The 17,516-nt window shown below is 64.1% G+C and carries 16 protein-coding genes and 1 pseudogene; 7 read left to right on the top strand and 10 right to left on the bottom strand.

Going from position 1 to position 17,516, the window contains the following annotated elements; translation table 11 throughout:
* Nucleotides 1–19 precede the first annotated feature (19 nt).
* The 3 genes from CIT37_RS24135 (at nt 20) to CIT37_RS24145 (ending at nt 4,161) form a co-directional block, all read left to right on the top strand.
* Nucleotides 20–1,645: a long-chain fatty acid--CoA ligase gene (locus CIT37_RS24135; protein WP_028145210.1), complete on the top strand. Its 1,626-nt coding sequence runs from the start codon at nt 20–22 to the stop codon at nt 1,643–1,645.
* Between the two features lie 161 nt (nt 1,646–1,806).
* The gene (locus CIT37_RS24140) at nt 1,807–2,919 is read left to right on the top strand and encodes a glycoside hydrolase family 172 protein (RefSeq protein ID WP_095425890.1); all 1,113 of its coding nucleotides are present in this window, start codon (nt 1,807–1,809) and stop codon (nt 2,917–2,919) included.
* A gap of 30 nt (nt 2,920–2,949) precedes the next feature.
* A complete protein-coding gene (locus tag CIT37_RS24145) occupies nt 2,950–4,161 on the top strand; it encodes an acyl-CoA dehydrogenase family protein (protein ID WP_028145212.1) in 1,212 nt (403 codons plus the stop codon).
* Nucleotides 4,162–4,218: 57 nt separating this feature from the next.
* Here CIT37_RS24145 and CIT37_RS24150 read toward each other — a convergent pair whose 3' ends face one another.
* Nucleotides 4,219–5,127: an amino acid ABC transporter substrate-binding protein gene (locus CIT37_RS24150; RefSeq protein WP_038946353.1), complete on the bottom strand. Its 909-nt coding sequence runs from the start codon at nt 5,125–5,127 to the stop codon at nt 4,219–4,221.
* A 160-nt stretch (nt 5,128–5,287) separates the two neighbouring features.
* On the bottom strand, nt 5,288–5,707 hold the full coding sequence (locus CIT37_RS24155; RefSeq protein ID WP_038946352.1) for a nuclear transport factor 2 family protein: 420 nt from the start codon (nt 5,705–5,707) through the stop codon (nt 5,288–5,290).
* Nucleotides 5,708–5,850: 143 nt separating this feature from the next.
* Here CIT37_RS24155 and CIT37_RS24160 point away from each other — a divergent pair, with 143 nt between their 5' ends.
* Nucleotides 5,851–7,092: an amidohydrolase family protein gene (locus CIT37_RS24160; protein WP_038946351.1), complete on the top strand. Its 1,242-nt coding sequence runs from the start codon at nt 5,851–5,853 to the stop codon at nt 7,090–7,092.
* Nucleotides 7,093–7,297: 205 nt separating this feature from the next.
* The gene (locus CIT37_RS24165) at nt 7,298–7,645 is read left to right on the top strand and encodes a hypothetical protein (protein ID WP_038970964.1); all 348 of its coding nucleotides are present in this window, start codon (nt 7,298–7,300) and stop codon (nt 7,643–7,645) included.
* Here CIT37_RS24165 and CIT37_RS24170 read toward each other — a convergent pair.
* The 7 genes and pseudogenes from CIT37_RS24170 to CIT37_RS24200 form a co-directional block, all read right to left on the bottom strand.
* A pseudogene (locus CIT37_RS24170) lies at nt 7,635–8,550 on the bottom strand (DUF1932 domain-containing protein). The gene CIT37_RS24165 and the pseudogene CIT37_RS24170 sit on opposite strands and share 11 nt — an antisense overlap.
* Nucleotides 8,550–9,419 carry a substrate-binding domain-containing protein gene (locus CIT37_RS24175; protein ID WP_038946346.1) on the bottom strand — a complete coding sequence of 290 codons (870 nt, stop codon included), beginning with the start codon at nt 9,417–9,419 and terminating at the stop codon, nt 8,550–8,552. Before CIT37_RS24175 ends, CIT37_RS24170 begins: the two are co-directional and overlap by 1 nt.
* Before the next feature lie 21 nt (nt 9,420–9,440).
* A complete protein-coding gene (locus tag CIT37_RS24180) occupies nt 9,441–10,124 on the bottom strand; it encodes a 4-carboxy-4-hydroxy-2-oxoadipate aldolase/oxaloacetate decarboxylase (protein ID WP_095425889.1) in 684 nt (227 codons plus the stop codon).
* Entirely contained in the window at nt 10,121–10,834 is a 714-nt protein-coding gene (locus CIT37_RS24185) for a PIG-L deacetylase family protein (protein WP_027517331.1), read from the bottom strand. The genes CIT37_RS24180 and CIT37_RS24185 overlap by 4 nt, the downstream gene beginning before the upstream one ends.
* Nucleotides 10,835–10,901: 67 nt before the next feature.
* Complete coding sequence (gene dctA / locus CIT37_RS24190) at nt 10,902–12,203, bottom strand: C4-dicarboxylate transporter DctA (protein ID WP_095425888.1); 1,302 nt, start codon at nt 12,201–12,203, stop codon at nt 10,902–10,904.
* A complete protein-coding gene (locus CIT37_RS24195; protein WP_028145221.1) occupies nt 12,200–13,084 on the bottom strand; it encodes an amidohydrolase family protein in 885 nt (294 codons plus the stop codon). The genes dctA and CIT37_RS24195 overlap by 4 nt, the downstream gene beginning before the upstream one ends.
* Before the next feature lie 30 nt (nt 13,085–13,114).
* Nucleotides 13,115–13,825 carry a TetR/AcrR family transcriptional regulator gene (locus CIT37_RS24200; protein WP_095425887.1) on the bottom strand — a complete coding sequence of 237 codons (711 nt, stop codon included), beginning with the start codon at nt 13,823–13,825 and terminating at the stop codon, nt 13,115–13,117.
* A gap of 112 nt (nt 13,826–13,937) precedes the next feature.
* On the opposite strand from CIT37_RS24200, the gene CIT37_RS24205 reads away from it, so the two are divergent.
* A complete protein-coding gene (locus CIT37_RS24205; protein WP_095425886.1) occupies nt 13,938–14,918 on the top strand; it encodes a tripartite tricarboxylate transporter substrate binding protein in 981 nt (326 codons plus the stop codon).
* Nucleotides 14,919–14,996: 78 nt separating this feature from the next.
* Here CIT37_RS24205 and CIT37_RS24210 read toward each other — a convergent pair whose 3' ends face one another.
* Nucleotides 14,997–16,136, bottom strand: a complete 1,140-nt coding sequence (locus CIT37_RS24210) for a mechanosensitive ion channel family protein (protein ID WP_028145224.1) — start codon at nt 16,134–16,136, stop codon at nt 14,997–14,999.
* 128 nt (nt 16,137–16,264) lie between these two features.
* On the opposite strand from CIT37_RS24210, the gene CIT37_RS24215 reads away from it, so the two are divergent.
* The gene (locus CIT37_RS24215) at nt 16,265–17,515 is read left to right on the top strand and encodes a DUF763 domain-containing protein (protein ID WP_038946340.1); all 1,251 of its coding nucleotides are present in this window, start codon (nt 16,265–16,267) and stop codon (nt 17,513–17,515) included.
* The last annotated feature ends 1 nt before the right edge of the window (nt 17,516 follow it).

A 17,516-nucleotide genomic window follows, 5' to 3' on the forward strand; every position in this document is an offset into this window, starting at 1 on the left:
CGTGGCCGTGGAGGAGACCATGCAGGGATTGATGATGGACATGCCGCTTCTGATCAGCGGCCTGATCCAGTATGCCGCGGACTATCACGGCGAAGCCGAGATCGTCGCGCGCGAGATCGAGGGCGACATTCATCGCTACACTTATGCCGATGCCCATCCGCGCATCAAGCGCATGGCGCTGGCGCTGAAGCGGCTCGGCATGAATCCGGGCGATCGCGTCGGCACGCTGGCCTGGAATACGCATCGTCATTTCGAGATGTTCTATGCCGCGCCGGGCATGGGCTATGTGCTGCACACCGTCAACCCGCGGCTGTTTCCCGAGCAGCTCGTCTACATCATCAACCATGCCGAAGACCGCCTGCTGTTCATCGACCGCGCCACGCTGCCGATCGTCGAGGCGATCGCGCCGCAGCTCAAGACGATCGAAGCTTATGTCGTGATGTCGTCGCGCGAGCGGATGCCCGAGACCAAGCTCGCCAACGTGCATTGCTACGAGGAGCTTCTCGACAAGGAGAACGAGGCCGGCTTCACCTGGCCGGAGTTCGACGAGAAGTCCGCCTCCACCATCTGCTACACGTCGGGCACGACCGGCAATCCCAAGGGCGTGATCTATTCGCACCGTGCCGCGATCCTGCAGACCATGACCTGCTGCAATTTCGACTTCCTGCCGGGACATGTCGAAGGCGTGCGCGAGGTGATGATGCCGATGGCGCCGCTCTTCCATGGCAATGGCTGGAACATGCCGTTCACGGCTCCCTACACCGGATCGAAGCTGGTGCTGCCCGGCCGCAACTACGAGCCCGACAAGCTCTATGAATTGCTCGAAGGCGAGAAGGTGACGCTGTCGGCGGGCGTGCCGAGCTTCTGGCTGATCCTGCTCGACTGGCTGGGCCGCACCGGCAACAAATTCTCCACGCTGCGGGCAACGTTGTCGTCGGGCTCGGCGCCGCCGCGCGCCATGGTCGAGAAACTGAAGCGCGACTACCATATCGACTACATCCAGGCATGGGGCATGACCGAGGCGCTCGGCTGCTCGATGCCGGGCTTGAGGCCCGGCTCGGAGCATCTCGGCGACAAGGAGAGGTTCGACCGGCGCCAGGTATCTGGCCGCGCCTGCTTCGGCACGAGCTTGCGCATCGTCGACGACAGCGGCGCCGAGTTGCCACGCGACGGCAAGTCCGTCGGCCATTTGCGCGCCCGTGGCCCCTGGGTCGCCTCCGGCTACATGAAGCTAGACGAAGGGCTCGACCGCGACGGCTGGCTGATCACCGGCGACATGGCGGTGATCGACCCACAGGGCCACGTCACGCTCACCGACCGCTCCAAGGACGTGATCAAGTCCGGCGGCGAATGGATCTCCTCGATCCAGCTCGAGGACGTCGCCTTGTCTCACCCCGACGTGCTTCAGGCAGCCGTGGTCGCGATCAACCATGAGAAATGGCAGGAGCGTCCCCTCCTCCTCGTCGTCCGCAAGAAGGGCGCGACCGTCGACGGCAAGACGCTGCTCGACCATATGCGCCCGAAAATCGCGAGCTGGTGGATGCCGGACGCGGTCGAATTCCTCGACGAATTCCCGATGACGGGGACCGGCAAGGTGTTGAAATCGGCTCTGCGCGAGAAGTTCAGGGAGTATCGCGTCGCGTGAGCCGCGCGCAGAGGCGTCGACCTTGTAGCCCGGATGGAGCGCAGCGCAATCCGGGCTACGAAGGCGGACATCGGTCGTCTTCCCTGACGCCATCATCTTCACCTTTTGGTCAATTCAGCGACGATATATCGGGAGGTCGCTAACCCCGCATCGAGGACATCATGGCGTTTTCCGGATTGGGCCTGCATCTCGGCAATCTGTCGCGCCTGTCGAACGCGCAGACGCGTTCGATCAGCCCCGAGAACTTCACCGGCGAGAAGGGCAAGGGCGGCATGTCCGTCGATGGCCCCGCCGCCCGCCAGGCCCGCGATCTCGGACAGGGCTGGAAGGTCTCGCCCTACGTCGTCATCGAACCGGGCACGACCTTCACGCTCGGCGACATCGCCGGGCAAGGCGCGATCCAGCAGATCTGGATGACGCTGGCGCGCGGACGGCTGCGGCATTCGATCCTGCGCATCTACTGGGACGACCAAACGCTGCCGAGCGTCGAGTGCCCGGCCGGCGATTTCTTCGCCTGCGGATGGGAAGAGTTCGCGCAGGTGTCCTCCCTCGCGGTCTGCGTCAATCCCGGCCGCGCCTTCAACTGCTATTGGGAGATGCCGTTTCGCAAGCGCGCGCGCTTCACGCTCGAGAACCGCAGCGAGGAGCAACTCACCGCCTACTACCAGATCAACTACACCCTGACCGACGTGCCGGAGGACTGCGCCTACTTCCATGCCCAATTCCGCCGCACCAACCCGCTGCCTTACAAGGAGGTCTATACCATCCTCGACGGCATCAGCGGCGCGGGCCACTATGTCGGCACCTACATGGCCTGGGGTGTCAACAACAACGGCTGGTGGGGCGAAGGCGAAATCAAGTTCTTCATCGACGGCGACGGTCACTTCCCGACGATCTGCGGCACCGGCACCGAGGACTATTTCTGCGGTGCCTATAATTTCGATCCCTATGTCGCCCATTCCGGCCAGGGCCAGCAATCGCGCTACCAGGAATTCACCACGCCCTATGCCGGCCTGCCCCAGGTGATCCGCCCCGACGGCGTCTACAAATCGCAGCAACGCTTCGGCATGTATCGCTGGCACATCCCCGATCCCGTGCGCTTCCGCTCCGATCTGCGTTTGACGATCCAGGCGCTGGGCTGGTTGTCGGGCACCAAGGAGGCCAAATACCTTCCGCTGCAGGACGACATCGCCTCCGTCGCGTTCTGGTATCAGACGCTGCCGACGGCGCCCTTCCCGGAATTGCCCGGCCCGGATTATCTCGAAATCGGCTGATCCTGCCGCCGATCAATAAGGAGACCAGAGATGCTTTACCCGATGTCGCCAAAAGTCGTCGAACTCAAGCGCAAGCTCGAGAGCTTCATGGACCGGCACATCTACCCGAACGAGGAGCGCTTCTATCGCGAGGCGGAAGAGCTGGGGCCCTGGAAGGTCTATCCCGTCGTCGAGGAGTTGAAGCCGCTGGCGCGTGCGGAAGGTCTCTGGAATCTGTTCCTGCCGGAGTCCGGCCATGGCGCAGGCCTGACCAATCTCGAATACGCGCCGCTCTGCGAGGTGATGGGCCGATCGCATCTGGCGCCCGAAGTGTTCAACTGCTCGGCGCCCGATACCGGCAACATGGAGGTGCTGGAGCGCTACGGTTCGGAGACGGACAAGGAGCGTTGGCTGAAGCCGCTGCTCGCAGGCGAAATCCGCTCCTGCTTCGCCATGACGGAGCCTGCGGTCGCCTCATCCGATGCGACCAACATCGAGAGTTCGATCCTGCGTGACGGCGACCATTACGTCATCAACGGCCGCAAATGGTACACGACCAATGCGACCGACCCGCGCTGCAAGATCTGCATCTTCATGGGCAAGACCGATCCTGACAATCCGGACCGCCACAAGCAGCAATCGATGATCCTGGTGCCGATGGACACGCCTGGCATCGAGGTGAAACGCCCCCTGCCCGTGTTCGGCTTCTACGGCGTGCCTGACCGGGCGTCCGAAGTCGTCTTCACCAATGTGCGGGTCCCCAAGGAGAACATGCTGCTCGGCGAAGGCCGCGGCTTCGAGATCGCGCAGGGCCGCCTCGGCCCCGGCCGCATCCACCATTGCATGCGGCTGATCGGCCTTGCCGAACGCACGCTGGAGAAGATGTGCCGCCGCGTGCGCAGCCGCGTCGCCTTCGGCAAGCCGGTCTCCGAGCAAACGGTGACGCAAGAGCGCATCGCGGAATCCCGCATCATGATCGAGCAAGCCCGGCTGCTGACGCTGAATGCGGCCTACGCGATGGACACGGTCGGCAACAAGGTGGCGAAGGCCGAGATCGCAATGATCAAGGTCGCGGTGCCCAACATGGCCTGCCAGATCATCGACTGGGCGATCCAGGCCCATGGCGGCGGCGGCACCTCGAACGATTTCGGTTTGACCCAGGCCTATGCGACCGCGCGTTTGCTGCGGCTTGCCGATGGACCGGATGAGGTGCACCGAAACCAGATCGCCCGGTTCGAGCTGAAGAAATATTCGAACGCGTAGATCCGGTGTTCGCCGAGAGCGCGCGGGTCGTTTCCCGCGCGCCTCGGCGCCCTCGCCTCAGTTCGCCAGATACACGTCCGGATCTGCGCTCCAGCTCGGTTTCTTGAAGGCGTTGCGCAGGGCGGGCGACATCGGGACGTTGTAGTTGAGGCCGTTCGGCGGCGTCGGGGACTGCAGCCATTTCTTGTAGAGCACCTCGATCTCCGGGCTTGCATAGAGCTCCGCAGTCGCACGGTCGGCGAGCGCCTTGAACGGCGCATCCTCCCGCCGCAGCATGATGCCGTAGGGCTCCGGCTTGGAGAACGCCTCCTCGCTGATCATGAAGGCTTGCGGCTCCTTCGAGCGCGCGATCGCGACCGCGAGTTGCACGTCGTCGAGTGCGTAGGCCTGGGCGCGGTCGGTTTCCAAGAGCAGGAAGGCCTCGGCCTGGTCCTTCGCCGGCATCAGGCTGATGCCGAGATTGCGTTCCGTATTGACCTTGGCGAGCTGCGTCAGGTTGACCGAGCCGGCCACGGCCGTGACCGCCTTGCCCTTGAGATCGTCGATGGTGTTGATCTTCGTGGCCTTCTTGGCTGCAAATCGGGTCGCACTGAGGAAATGCGTGTTGGTGAAGGCGACCTGCTTCTGGCGATCGGCGTTGTTGGTGGTCGCGGAGCAGTGCAGGTCGAGCGTGCCGTTGACCATCAGCGGGATCCGGTTCGACGAGGTCACCGCGAGCGTGTCGACGGCGATGTCGGGCATGCCCAGCTGCTTCTTCACGGCATCGACGATCCTCAGGCAGATCTCCATGGCAAAACCGACCGGCTTCTGGTCGCCGTCCAGATAGCTGAACGGGACCGAGGCCTCCTGATAGCCCAGGGTGATCTTCTTGGTCTCCTTGACCTTCTGGAGCGTGCCCGACAGATCTTCGGCTGAGGCTGCGCCGGCAAGACATGTGAGGGCCAGGATAACGGTGGGTAGACGCATCGGCTGCTCCTAGAGGGGGCTCGCGCCTCCATGCCGGGCGCAATCGCGGAACTTGATAGCGCAGGGGCGCGACGGCCGCCAGACAGGCTAGCGCCTATCAGCTATCGCAGCTTTCGATATGACGAGCGGCCGTTCGGCTCCGCCTGTGGCGTGACGGACCTTACGCGTCGATGCCGCGCTGGACCAGGATGCGCTCGGCGCTATCGTTCCAGACATCCATCCTGGTGATCTTGCCATTGCGCACAACGAAGCGGTCGACGTAACGGTTGCCCTCGAACGGGGTCCCATCCTTCCATTCGCCGTAGAGCGTGCCGACGCTGTAAACCACGGTCTCGCCGTCGCCGGGGCAGACGTCGAACCGGTCCATCTTCTTCTTGACCCAGCGGTAGCGCTTGGCGTTGAAGCCGGTCGGGCCGCGCGGATGATCGAACTCGCGCCCGCCGGTGAAGGTGATCACGGTGCCCGGCGCCATATAGGTCGCCGCAGCGTCGGGATCGGGAATCATCGATGCCGTGAGATAGGCCTCCACGATCGCGGCGTCGGACAAATGAGCAGTTTCGGCTCTGGCGGCAACGGACATGGCAGGCTCTCCCCGGTTCGCGAGATACTACCGCCACGGTCACGGAATCCATGCATATATTTTGAACATTTGCCTCGCTACACTGCCGACAATCTGGAGCCGCCGATCCCCGCTGATTGCTCGAAATTCCGTCCGTAAGAACCATGATCACCCAGCCCGCCTTCGACCTGATCTTCCGTAACGCGCTGTTGCGGTCATCCGCCGCGCCCGTCGACATCGGCGTGAAAGCCGGCCGGATCGCCGCAATCGCGCCAAAGCTCGCCTGCGAAGCGGTCGAGGTCGATATCGGCGGTCACCTCGCCCTGCCCGGCTTCGTCGACACCCACATCCATCTCGACAAGGCCTGCCTGCTCGACCGCTGCGGCCACGATCACGGCAGTCTCAGTGACGCCATCCGAGCCGTATCGGCGATGAAACGCGACTTCACCGTCGAGGACGTCTACGCCCGCGGCGCCAAGGTGCTCGAACGCGCGATCGTGCACGGCACGACGCACATGCGCACGCATGTGGAAATCGATCCGCGGATCGGCCTGCGCAGCTTCGAGGCGGTGAAGGCGCTGAAGCGCGACTATGCGTGGGCCCTCGACCTGTCGCTCTGCGTGTTCCCGCAGGAGGGGCTCACCAACGATCCCGGAGCCGAGGAGCTGCTGGTCCGGGCGCTACGCGACGGCGGCGAGACGATCGGCGGCTGTCCCTATACCGACACCGATCCGACCGCGCATGTTGCGCGCATCTTCGACCTCGCCCAGGAATTCGACGTCGACGTCGACCTCCATCTGGATTTCGATCTCGATCCCTCCTGGTGGCATCTCGACGAGGTCTGCCGCCAGACCGAGCGGCGCAACTATCATGGACGGGTCGCGATCGGCCATGCGACAAAGCTCTCGGCATTGCCGCCCGAACGGATGAAGGCTGCCACCGCACAACTGGCAAGAGCCGGCGTCGCCGTCACCGTGCTGCCCGCGACCGATCTCTATCTCATGGGGCGCGAAGCCACCCACAACGCTCCGCGCGGGCTGACCCTCGCCCACAAGCTCGCGGGCGACGGCGTGGTTTGCTCGGTCGCGACCAACAACGTCCTCAATCCCTTCACCCCGTTTGGCGACGCCTCATTGCTGCGGATGGCGAACTTCTACGCCAATGTCGCACACGCTTCGGTCGGGGATTTCGACACCTGCCTCGATCTCGTGACCGAGCTGCCCGCGCGGCTGATGAACCTCGACGATTACGGCATCAAGGTCGGCAATCCCGCCGATCTCATCGTGCTTGATACGCAAGACAGCCGCTTCGCCATCGCCGAGCTGCCCGACGTCATGATGGGCTTCAAGGAGGGCCGACAGACGTTTGCACGGCAGCGGCCCACTCTGTTCCGGCCTGGGGCCTGAACGCGTTTCCGGTCGAATCTCCAACGGTAAAATCGTCGGGAACAGGGCTGATCGTCGGACCGTTTCGTACCGATTCACGGCCGATACGTCCCCAGATCCGAGCCCGGTAGAATCCCGGACCGTAGCTGTGCGCATTGCGCAACGGGTCGTCCGGATCATACTAAGGGGACGCACTGAACGAGCTGTTCAGTGGGGAAGTATGTATATGTTCAGCGCATTCAGTAGCATCGATTATCGCTCCATTCGGGCCAACTCGCCGGCTGAAACCGCCGTCAAGCGACTGAATGGTATTGGCGAAGTCCTATCTGGCCTCGATATCTCGGCGATCCACACGCAGGACGACATGACCCGCGCGCTCTGGACGCTGGATACCGCCGACAAGTGCATCCGCATGATTCTCACCGAGTTCCGCACCGCGCCCGCCAAGGAGCAAGTCGTCCGCGAGGCCAAGCGCCTGGTCGACCTGATCGAGCTCGCCCGTGACGAAATCTCGAACTATCGCGACAGCGACAGGGTTTTGAGCTCAACCCACGCGTTCGGCGTCAGCGTTTGATCTTGCTCAGGATTCGATCTGCCTCGGTACGCCAATCAGCGCTGCGCGCGAACTCCGCCGTGCCCCTGACGCCGAACAGACCTTCATCAGCAAGGTCAGCCACCCAGGCCTGACGCTCTGCCGTGCCCTGCGCGGACCATGGTGTCAGTCCCGCCTCACGCACGGTCTCGGCGACCTCACGCACCTCCTCGGCGCGCCGGCGACCGTGCTCGATCACGCGCTGGAAGAAATAGGCGCCCTGCTTCTCCCAGTTGATCCCGGGGAACGTCTCCGCGAGCGAGGCCAACACCGCATCCTCGACCCCATAGGCACGCGCGGTCGTAAAACTCTCGATGACCATCGCCTCCAGGCCCTTGATCAAGATGCTGCGGCACATCTTCACCGCGGAGGACACGCCGAGCTTGTCGCTCGCGACCTTGGCGGCAAAGCCGATGGTGTTGAGCAGCGGCTCGATCTCTCTCGCGCCGGGGCCGCCGAGCAGCAGCGGCACCTTGATGCGATACGGCGGCACCGAGGTCATCACCGCACCCTCGACATAGCGGCCGCCTCCGCCGTCGATCAGCGCAGCAGCGCGCTGCTTGGCGCCCGGAGAGGCCGAATTGAAATCAAGGAACCAGTTACCCTGGTTGATCGCAGCGGCGCAGGCCTTCGCCACCGGCACGGCCTGGCTGGCGGTGACCGCGGAGATGATGAAGTCCGATTTCGCCGTCAACTCGGCGTGCGAGGCCGCAAGCGCCACACCGTGTTTCGCCGCATGCTCCTTCAGCGGCGCGCCCTGCTCGCCCCCGAGCTTGATGTCATAAGCCGAGACCTTGATGTCCTGCTGGCGCAAATCCTCGGCCAAGATTTTGCCGACTTCGCCGTAGCCCAACCAGCCCGATCTGCCATCGTTTCGGATCCACCATCAGTTCAATCCTCGTGTCGTCTCGTCGAACAGCTCCTCGACAGCATAGCGGCGCGGGATCAGCGCCTGCTGGAATGCGTAGTCGACGATCAGCTCCAGCGGCTTCCGGTTGGCCTCGATCCCGAACGGGACAAGGTCAGGCGTTGCCACTGCTCCCGCCTGCTCCTTGTTCCGCTTGAGCAGATCATAAACGCCTACAACGACGTCGGGCCGCGATTTCGCAAGTTGCTCGGTCACGACCACGAGGTGATTGACCGGGACGACGCCGCGCCTCGCGTACCATCTGGCGGCCTCCGCGGCTGGATCGGAGAAGAGCGGCTTCAGCTTGGGATTGTCACAGGTCTCGCCGAGGACGGCGTCGAGCTCACCGTCGAGCAGCATCTGCAGGATCTTCTTGTCCTTCGGGGCGCGCTCGGTGGTGTCGACATATTCGGCCACGTGCGGATCCTCGAAGGTGATCCAGCGGATCGTGTCGAGATTGACGCCATAGTCGTTGGCGAGGATGCCCCTGATCCAGGCGCCGGTCGTGGTCGTGAACGAGCGGATGCCGACGCGCTTGCCTTCGAGATCGGACGGCCCGAGCATTCCCCGTGCGGGATTGTACAGCGCATAGGAATGCTGGAAGCGCCCGAGCATGGTCGCCGGCAGCAGCACCAGCGGCTTGCCGTGCGCCTTCGCCATCAGATAGGTGACGATCGCCATCTCGCAGACCTCGAAGGCCTGCTCCCGCACCATCGGCTTGAACGCGGTGTTGGTCGGCGTGTACGCGATGAAGTCGAGATCGAAAAGATCGGAGCGGAGTTCGCCGCCCTTCACCGCCTGCACGTGGGGGTGGCTACCGAGCACGGCCTTCAGCTTGAGACGATCCATCCACCCGCTCCCACCGTTGCTCTAGACATCCTCGGTATTGTCGACATAGACGAGCCCGGCCTTCGCCAGCGCTTCGCGCATGCCGTACATGTCGAGGCCCAGTTCGCCCGAGGCAAGGCGCGTGCGCTTGCCGCCCTCGTCCGCGTTGCGCTTCCTCGCCTTCTCGGCGACCTCGGCGGCATAGCGCTTCGGGACCACCACGACGCCATCGTCATCGGCGACGACGATATCGCCGGGGTCGACATTGACGCCGGCGCAAACGACGGAGACGTTGACCGAGCCGAGCGTCGCCTTGACTGTGCCCTTGGCCGACACCGCACGCGACCACACCGGAAACTCCATCTCGTGCAGCGCTTTGACGTCGCGGCAACCGGCATCGATGATCAACCCCTGCACGCCACGTGCCTGCAGCGAGGTCGCCAGCAATTCGCCGAACATGCCGTCGGTATTGTCGGTGGTGCAGCCGACGACGAGGATGTCGCCCTTTTTGCACTGCTCGACCGCGACATGGATCATCCAATTGTCGCCGGGCTGCGCCAGCACCGTGACGGCGGGCCCCGCAATCGACGCACCAGACCAGACCGGGCGCAGATAGGGCTTCATCAGGCCGATGCGGCCGTAAGCCTCGTGCACGGTCGAAACACCGTACTCGGCCATGTCGGCGGGATCGGCCCGCTCAATGTTGCGAACGACGACCGGCTTCATGCCAGCTCCTCCGCAACCGTCGGGAACAGGCGCTGATAGGCCTCGCCATAAGTCATGGGCACGCCGGTGTTGCGGCTGCCCTGAATACCACGGTTGAGCGCGACCCGCTCGTAATAGCCCCAGAGGTGTTTTTGCGCAGCGAGAATCTGGAACGCCTCGTACTTCTCCTTCCAGACCTCGTCGATCTTGAGGAGCAGATCCGGCTTGTAATTGCACTGCTCTGGCTGATGCGGCTCGAACAGGAACACCGGCGGCGCCGAATATTTGTACTGCGCGCCGGGCTTGTGACCCATCGCCTGCGCGACCACGCGGGTCTCCTGCGCGAAATGCGCCGCGTTGGGATGGTCGAAATTATAGGGGTCTTCCAGCGCGTGGGTCAGCACGAAACTGGGATTAAGCTCGCGATAGATGTCGACCATGCGGTCGAAATGCGCCTCGGTGAGCTTGAGAGGATAATCGCCGCAATCGAAGAACTCGATCTCCGCGCCGAGCAGTTTTGCCGCGCGCTCCGCTTCGTCCTTGCGGCCGGCCTTTACCGATTCCAGCGTCGCGCCCTTCTCCTTCCAGGCGAACTGGCTCTCGCCGCGCTCGCCAAAGGACATGCAGACGATCTTCATGCGATAGCCCTTCTTCGCATGCAGCGCGATCGCGCCGCCGGCGCGCCAGACGAAATCGCCGGGATGGGCGGTGATGACCAGACCTGTCTTCATGGGAGAAACTCCCCTCTCTTGTTCGTAACCATCATAGGCCGCCTGCGTCACGCCGGAAGCCACTTCATCAGATTGCAGCGGCCACTTGTTCCTCGCCGTCGAGCACGCGCCTCAGGCGCTCGCCGTCGAGCGCGCCTTCCCATTTGGCAATCGCGATGGTCGCGACCGCGTTTCCGATCAGGTTGGTCGGCGTCAAGCCCTGCGACATCAGGCGATGGATGCCGAGCACCAGCGCAACGCTCGTCACCGGGATGGTGCCGGTCGCCGACAGCGTCGCCGCCAGCACGACGAAGGCGGCGCCGGCAATCCCCGCCGCCCCCTTGGAGGTCACCAGCAGGATCAGCAAGAGCTCGATCTGATCGGCCAGCCCGAACGGCGTGTTGGTTGCCTGCGCCAGGAACACCGAGGCCGCCGCGAGGTAGAGGCAGGTGCCGTCGAGATTGAAGGAATAGCCCGTCGGGATGACGAGCCCGACCACGCTCTTCTCGCAGCCCGCTTTCTCCAGCTTGGTCAGCATCCGCGGCAGCACCGTCTCCGACGATGTCGTGGCTATGCAGATCAGCAGCTCTTCCCAGATGTAGCGGATCAGCTTGAGCAATGAGAAGCCGCAGAGCCGCGCCACCGGGCCGAGCGCCACGACGATGAAGACCACACAGGTGAGATAGAAGTCTCCGAGCAGCTTGCCGAGCGAGGCCAGCGATCCCACGCCGAACTTGCCGACCGTAAAGGCGATGGCACCGAAGGCACCGATCGGCGCCGCCCACATCACGAAACCGACGACGGCGAACACCATTTTCGCAGCGATGTCGATCAGATGGACCAGCGGCGCGGCCCGTTCGCCGAGCTGCACCAGCGCAAAGCCGCAAAGGACCGAGATGAACAGCACCTGGAGGATGTTGCCTTCGGCAAAGGCGCCGATGAACGTCGCGGGCACGATGTTCATCAGGAACGGCACGAAGCCAATGACGCTGGTCTGCTTGACATAAGGCTCGATCGCGCTGGCATTGATGCTGGCGGGATCGATGTTCATGCCGACGCCGGGCTTGAGCAGGTTGATCGCGATGAGACCGATGATCAGCGCGATCGTGGTCATGATCTCGAAATAGACGATCGCCTTCACGGCGACGCGCCCGACCCGCGCCATGTCGGCCATATGGGCGATGCCGTGCACGACGGTGCAGAAGATGATCGGCGCGATCAGCATCCGGATCGCCTTGATGAAGGCATCCCCCAGCGGCTGCATCTTGGCGCCCGCCTCGGGACTGGCGATCCCAAGCGCGATGCCGGCGGCCATGGCGATGAGCACCTGGATCCAGAGCTCCCTCCACCAGGGCCGCCCGCGCGGCTTGTCGATTGCAAGCACGGTCATCGGTCGAACTCGAACAGGCGCGCCGGATTGTCGACAAGGATCTTCTGCTGGAACTCGGGTTCGGGCGCGAACAGCGGAATCAGGTCGACGAGGTCGCCGTCATTCGGCATCACCTTGACGTTGGGATGCGGCCAGTCGGTGCCCCAGATGACGCGATCCGGCGCGGTCTCGACGATCTTTCGCGCGAACGGCACCGCATCGGTAAAGGGCGGACCGCTGGAGGACACCCGCTCCGAGCCGCAGATCTTGACCCAGCATTTCTCGTCGCGCTGCATCAGCTCGATCAGGATCCTGAACGGAAGCTGATCGAGCCCCTGCGCCGCCTTCACACGGCCCATATGGTCGATGGTGTAGCTGAGCGGCAGCCTGGTCAGCATGTCGGCATATTCAGGCAAATCGATCGCATCGAAATGCAGGTCGATGTGCCAGCCAAGCGGCGTGACCATCGCGATGATACGGTCGAACACGCGCTTGTCGGGCACGCCGCCGAGATGGCGGACGAAATTGAAGCGGCAGCCGCGGAAGCCACCTTCGTGCAGCACACGGAGCTCGCGCTCGGTGATGCTGTCGTCGATATTGGCGACCGCACGGTAGGCGCCGTTGCTCTCAGCGATCGCATCAAGCGCCACACTGTTGTCGGTGCCGTGCACGCTGGCATTGACGATGACCGCACGCTCCACGCCGAGCTTGGCATGCAACGCCCTGAAATCCTCCAGCGGCGCGTCCGGCGGCGTGTAGGACCGGTCAGGCGCATAAGGGTATTTCGCACCGGGACCGAAGATGTGGCAATGCGCGTCGCATGACAGCTTCGGCAGCTTGAACTTGGGCGTGCGCGTGTTCGGATCGGGCGGCGGAATGGTGGGCGTGTACATCATCGTCATCACTTCAACCGTCGAGCGAGACGGCTTCTTTCAAGTCCTGCTGCCGACGACCGGCCGCCGCCGCGACGGCGCGACATGATCGAGCGGCGGCGCCTGGAAGGAGGCAACCGTGGCCTGCACCAGCTGCTCGATAGCGCTGGCGGCATCGCCGCCACCGGCTTCGCCGCGCGACAGGCGCGAGACGCGATCGGGCGTCACCAGCGAGTAATAAAGTGCGCCTAGCAGGAAGTGACTGCGCCAGACGATGTCGGTGCGCGGAATGTGCGGCAGGCTCTCGTGGATCGCATCGATGAAGGCGTGGCTGGTGTCGTCAAATGTCTGCGCGATGATTTTTCGCGCGACCTCGTTGCCTTCGGCCGACATCACGGCGCGCAGCCGCGTGAAGCGCGCGCCGCCGCCGGCAAGATCGCTGCCTGAGGTGAAAGCCGGCACGACATAGGCGCGCACCACCGCCTCCAGCCGGTCCTGGAGATCACGCACGCGCCTCGCGGCGGCGAGCAGTTCCGAACGGCGCAAATTCATCGGCCCGCAATGGCGGCGGTAGATCTCCAGCAGCAGGCCGTCCTTGGTCTTGAAATGATAGGTGACGCTGCCTGGATTGGCTCCGGCAGCCTGCGCGATGTCGCGCACCGAGACGGCATTGAAGCCGTTGGTGGCGAACAGCTCCTCGGCCGCGGCGAGGATCGCCTCGCGCATGTTCGGCTTGCGGGCCGTTTCCTTGCTGGTGGGCTTGCGTACCATGTGATTTGTACTATCGTACAAAAGATCAGGTCTCGTCAACAAAAACCATGGCGGCATCCAGACGACTCGAAGACCGATGCAAGGATGCGCGCCCGCAAGGAGTGCTGGGAAAATGCTGGGTTTGAACAAGACAATCGGCGGATTGATGCTGGGCGCCGGTTTGCTGCTGGCGGGCAGCGCCGCGCAGGCCGCCGACAATTATCCGAGCAAGCCGGTTCACATCCTCGTTCCCTACGCGGCCGGCGGCGCGGTCGATGTGCTCGCGCGCACGCTGGGCCAGGCGCTGGCCAAGTCTTGGGGGCAGCAGCCGGTGGTCGACAATCGTCCAGGCGCCGGCGGGATCGTCGCCTCGCAGGCGCTGACACAGGCCGCGCCCGACGGCTACACGCTGATCCTGGTCGCGAGCGGCCATCCGCTCAACCAGTTCATCTATCCGAGCGTGCCCTACGACACGTTTAGGGATTTTACCGCAATCACCGAAGTCGCCTCCTCACCGCTCGCGATCGTCGTGGCCAAGGACAGCCCCTACAAGACGCTCGGAGATCTCCTCGCTGGGGCGAAGAAGGAGCCGGACAAGCTCTCCTACGGCATGTCCGGCAATGGCACCTCGGCGCATCTGGCCGGCGAACTGTTGAAACACATATCCGGCAGCAAAATCGTCGCGATCCCCTACAAGGGCGGCGCGCCGGCGCTGACCGCCGTGATCGCAGGCGAAATCCCGCTCAGCATCAATCCGCTTGCGGAAGCGATCGGTCAGCTCGAAGGCGGTCCGGTGCGCGCACTCGCGGTGACCTCGGCCGAACGCTCCAAGGCGCTACCTGACGTCCCGACCGTCGCAGAATCCGGCGTCGCCGGTTACGACGTTTCGGTGTGGTGGGGCGTGCTTGGTCCGGCAAAAATGCCGCCGGAGATCGTGGCGAAGCTCGAAACCGATCTGAAGGCAGCGCTTCAGGACCCGAACGTGCTGTCGACGCTCGGCAAGATCGGCGCCGCTCCGGTCGGCTCCTCTGCCAAGGAGTTTGACGCCTACATGCACGCCGAGGCAACCAAATGGGAGCCGGTGCTGAAGGCGGCCAACATCCGCGCGCAGTGAGCAGCAGCAGGCGGCCTTGCGCGGCGCGGTCAGGACTTCGCGCGCGTAGCAAGCCTCGGCTCAGCAACAAGGGCCTGTTCAGTTGTGGGCCCTCGCCCGCATCTTCTCCGGCGTAACGGGCCGTAGGAAATCGGCATCATCGTCGGTCGACGGGATCAGGATCGCGCGCTCGCGCGGCAGCGCCTCCGGCATCTCGTCGCGGATGAAGGCCACGAGCTTTTCCCTGATCTCGCAGCGCAGGTCCCACGACTGCGGCGCGTTTCTCGCGCTGACCAGCGCGCGGAGCTCGATGGTCCGCGAGTCCGCGTCGATCACCTGGAGATTGACCACGGCACCATCCCAGAGCTTGGACTGTTTCACGGCGTCCTCCAGCCAACGCCGGATGCGCGGGACGTCGGCACGATAGTCGACGTGGAGCGCGATCACGCCGATCAGGGATGCGGTGTCGCGGGTCCAGTTCTGGAACGGCTTCTCGATGAAATAGGACAACGGCACCACCATGCGGCGCCAGTCCCACAGCCGGATCACGACATAAGTCGAGGCGATATCCTCCACCCAGCCCCATTCGTTCTCGATGATCACGGCATCCTCGATGCGGATCGGCTGCGTGATCGCGATCTGCAGGCCTGCGATCAGGTTGCTGAGCAGCGGCCGGGCGGCAAGGCCGACGATGATGCCGGCCGCGCCGGCGGAGGCGAACAGGCTGACGCCATATTGCCTCACCGAATCGAACGTCATCAGCGCGGTGGACACCGTGATGACGACGATGATGGTGTCGGTGACGCGCTTGAACACGCGAACTTGCGTCACGTGCTTGCGCGCGACGAAATTCTCGCTGACGTCGCGGAAATTCTGCAGATAGCGCGCCGCGCTCATGTCCACGATCCGGATCGAGATCCAGCCGATCAGGGCAATGACGGCCACGACGAACAGGCGCATCAGCGGCGTGCGGATCATGTCGTCGAGCGGGGCAAGCGGCAGGACCAATGCGACGGCCGCCAGGCAAAGCGCCAGCTGGGCCGGGCCGGCGGTGCGGTCGATGAATACGCTCAGGAGCGGAAGGCGGGTTCCGAAGGCGCGCGCGAGCAGCCATACGGCGAGCCGGTAGACGAACAGCGCAAGCAAGATCGCGCCGACAACCAGGCCGAGGCCGACAAACCACGACGGTATCCAGCCGAACATCCTGTCGATGTCAGCCATCAGGGCCTGCAAATTCATCGATTGTCCCCGTCATTGCATTCGCATAGCCCGCTCAACGCCTCCCGGCCGGCTTCGCTCCCCTCTCTCGTGCAACGCAGCATTCCGCAGATGCAACCGTCGCCGAACTGCGCTAATTTGTGAGCACCATGACCAGACGTACCGGCAGCGCCGATCTTCCCTTGCACACCGGACGGGTTCCGCCGTGGCTCGCGAGCCGCATGGCTTCGCTGGGATCGATCGTCACGCAGGCGATCGTGCATCATTACGGCCGCGATGCGTTTCTCCAGCGGCTGTCCCATCCATTCTGGTTCCAGTCATTCGGCGCCGTGATGGGAATGGACTGGCACTCCTCCGGCATCACGACATCCGTGATCGGCGCACTGAAGCGCGGGCTCGGGCCGCTCCAGGACGAGCTTGGCATCTATGTCTGCGGCGGCCGCGGCCAGCATTCGCGCAAGACGCCGGACGAGTTGATGCAGCTCGGCGACCGCGTTGGATTCGACGGCGCAAAGCTCACCCGCGCCAGCCGCCTGGTGGCGAAGGTCGACAGCGCGGCCGTGCAGGACGGCTTCGACCTCTATCTCCACGGCTTCTTCGTGACCGCCGACGGCAAATGGACGGTGGTGCAGCAGGGCATGAACGGCGACAAGCGGCAGGCCCGCCGCTATCACTGGCATTCCGAGGCGCTGAAGAGCTTTGTCGATACGCCGCACAGCGCGATCGACGGCCCGCAGCAAGGCGAGATCGTCAATCTCACCGACCACCGCGCCGATATCTCGCGGAGCGCGCAGCTCGAGCTCCTCAACGATCTCGGCCCCGATCGAATCCTCACTGAATTCGAGCGGCTCACCGGGCCTGCGCCCGAGCCTGCGCAGGCCATGCTGCCGCATCTGATCATGCCCGCGCATCACGATGTCCGGCCGAAGGATGTGTTCGCGCGGCGCCTGCACGGCACCCTCGCCGCAGCCGCCGAACGCGGCCCGGTCGATTTCCCGGAGCTGCTGCTGACGCCCGGCGTCGGCGCGCGCACCGTGCGCTCGCTGGCGATGGTCGCCGAGGTCGTGCACGGCGCGCCCTATCGCTTCAGGGATCCCGCGCGTTTCTCGCTCGCCCATGGCGGCAAGGACCGGCATCCCTACCCTGTCCCGATCAAGGTCTATGACGAGACCATCCGCGTGCTGAAGGGCGCGATCCAGAACGCCAAGCTCGGGCGTGATGAAGAGATGCAGGCGATGAAGCGGCTAGATGATCAGGCACGGCGGCTGGAACGCACCGCGCACGGCCCGTCGGTCGAGACCTACATCGCCGGCGAGCGCGCGGCGTCACCCGACCTCGACGGCCGCTCCGTCTTCGGCTGGGAGCGCGATCTCGTGCCGACAAAAAAGCGGACCGGCTGAA

The sequence above is a fragment of the Bradyrhizobium ottawaense genome, assembly GCF_002278135.3.
In the GTDB taxonomy this organism is placed as follows: Bacteria; Pseudomonadota; Alphaproteobacteria; order Rhizobiales; family Xanthobacteraceae; genus Bradyrhizobium; species Bradyrhizobium ottawaense.

What these genes read in the sequence shown, in the direction of transcription:
- CIT37_RS24135 (WP_028145210.1), top strand. Translation starts at nt 20, where the DNA reads ATGCAGGGATTGATGATGGACATGCCGCTTCTGATCAGCGGCCTGATC.
- dctA (WP_095425888.1), bottom strand. Translation starts at nt 12,203, where the DNA reads ATGACCGTGCTTGCAATCGACAAGCCGCGCGGGCGGCCCTGGTGGAGG.
- CIT37_RS24155 (WP_038946352.1), bottom strand. Translation starts at nt 5,707, where the DNA reads ATGTCCGTTGCCGCCAGAGCCGAAACTGCTCATTTGTCCGACGCCGCG.
- CIT37_RS24140 (WP_095425890.1), top strand. Translation starts at nt 1,807, where the DNA reads ATGGCGTTTTCCGGATTGGGCCTGCATCTCGGCAATCTGTCGCGCCTG.
- CIT37_RS24160 (WP_038946351.1), top strand. Translation starts at nt 5,851, where the DNA reads ATGATCACCCAGCCCGCCTTCGACCTGATCTTCCGTAACGCGCTGTTG.
- CIT37_RS24175 (WP_038946346.1), bottom strand. Translation starts at nt 9,419, where the DNA reads ATGGATCGTCTCAAGCTGAAGGCCGTGCTCGGTAGCCACCCCCACGTG.
- CIT37_RS24205 (WP_095425886.1), top strand. Translation starts at nt 13,938, where the DNA reads ATGCTGGGTTTGAACAAGACAATCGGCGGATTGATGCTGGGCGCCGGT.
- CIT37_RS24215 (WP_038946340.1), top strand. Translation starts at nt 16,265, where the DNA reads ATGACCAGACGTACCGGCAGCGCCGATCTTCCCTTGCACACCGGACGG.
- CIT37_RS24210 (WP_028145224.1), bottom strand. Translation starts at nt 16,136, where the DNA reads ATGAATTTGCAGGCCCTGATGGCTGACATCGACAGGATGTTCGGCTGG.
- CIT37_RS24145 (WP_028145212.1), top strand. Translation starts at nt 2,950, where the DNA reads ATGCTTTACCCGATGTCGCCAAAAGTCGTCGAACTCAAGCGCAAGCTC.
- CIT37_RS24165 (WP_038970964.1), top strand. Translation starts at nt 7,298, where the DNA reads ATGTTCAGCGCATTCAGTAGCATCGATTATCGCTCCATTCGGGCCAAC.
- CIT37_RS24195 (WP_028145221.1), bottom strand. Translation starts at nt 13,084, where the DNA reads ATGACGATGATGTACACGCCCACCATTCCGCCGCCCGATCCGAACACG.
- CIT37_RS24200 (WP_095425887.1), bottom strand. Translation starts at nt 13,825, where the DNA reads ATGGTACGCAAGCCCACCAGCAAGGAAACGGCCCGCAAGCCGAACATG.
- CIT37_RS24185 (WP_027517331.1), bottom strand. Translation starts at nt 10,834, where the DNA reads ATGAAGACAGGTCTGGTCATCACCGCCCATCCCGGCGATTTCGTCTGG.
- CIT37_RS24150 (WP_038946353.1), bottom strand. Translation starts at nt 5,127, where the DNA reads ATGCGTCTACCCACCGTTATCCTGGCCCTCACATGTCTTGCCGGCGCA.
- CIT37_RS24180 (WP_095425889.1), bottom strand. Translation starts at nt 10,124, where the DNA reads ATGAAGCCGGTCGTCGTTCGCAACATTGAGCGGGCCGATCCCGCCGAC.